The following is a 1,205-nucleotide window of genomic DNA, read 5'->3' on the forward strand; positions in this document are numbered from 1 at the left end:
CACCCCGCCGAGGTCGCGCACGCCCTGGCCACCACCCGCACCACCTTCGACCACCGCGCCGCCGTCATCCTGCGCACCCCCACCGAAGCCCACGCCGCACTCACCGCCCTCGCCGAAGGCCACCCCCACCCAGCCCTCGTCACCGGCACCGCCACCACCACCGGCACCCGACCCGTCTACCTCTACCCCGGCCAAGGCAGCCACCACCCCGGCACCGGACGCCACCTCTACCAGACCTTCCCCGCCTACGCCCAAGCCATCGACGACCTCACCGACGCCTTCCGCCCCCACCTCGACCACCCCCTACGCGACCTCCTCCACGCCGAACCCGACACCCCCACCGCCGCACTCCTCAACCACACCCACTACGCCCAACCCGCCATCTTCGCCCTCGGCACCGCCCTCACCCACCTCCTCACCCACCACGACATCCACCCCACCGCCGTCCTCGGCCACTCCATCGGCGCCCTCACCGCCGCCCACACCGCCGGCATCCTCACCCTCCACGACGCCGCCACCCTCGTCACCACCCGCGCCCGCCTCATGCAACAAACCCCCCACACCGGCACCATGACCGCCATCCAAGCCACCCCCGAAGAAGCCCTCCACGCCATCACCGGCCACGAACACCTCGTCTCCCTCGCCGCCGTCAACTCCCCCACCTCCATCGTCCTCTCCGGCGACCACCACACCCTCACCCACATCACCGACCACTTCCACACCCAAGGACGACGCACCAAACCCCTCACCGTCAGCCACGCCTTCCACTCCCCCCACATGGACCCCATCCTCGACGAATTCCACACCGCAGCACGGGAGATCACCTTCCACGAGCCGAAGATCCCGTTCATCTCGGACGCCACCGGGAAGCCCGCCGGCCCCGAGGTCACCACCCCCCAGTACTGGACGGACCACATCCGCGGCACCGTCCGCTACCACGACGCCCTCCAGACCGCCGCACAACTCGGCACCACCACCTACCTCGAACTCGGCGCCACCCCCACCCTCACCGCACCCACCCGCGAAACCCTCGACACCGCCCACATCACCCCCCTCCTCCGCCCCGACACCGACGAAACCCACCACCTCCTCACCGCCCTCGCCACCACCTGGACCACCGGCACACCCCTCACCCACACCACCACCCACACCAACCACACCCCCCTCCCCACCTACCCCTTCCAACACCAACACCTCTGGCTGGA

Annotated in this window: 1 protein-coding gene; it reads left to right on the forward strand. The window is 70.2% G+C overall.

Going from position 1 to position 1,205, the window contains the following annotated elements; translation table 11 throughout:
- Positions 1 to 69: 69 nt before the first annotated feature.
- On the forward strand, positions 70 to 1,205 hold a 1,136-nt coding region (locus tag ACFYUY_RS40070), incomplete at its 3' end, for an acyltransferase domain-containing protein (protein ID WP_387908453.1).

It is taken from the genome of Kitasatospora sp. NPDC004745 (assembly GCF_042873275.1).
In the GTDB taxonomy this organism is placed as follows: domain Bacteria; phylum Actinomycetota; class Actinomycetes; order Streptomycetales; family Streptomycetaceae; genus Kitasatospora.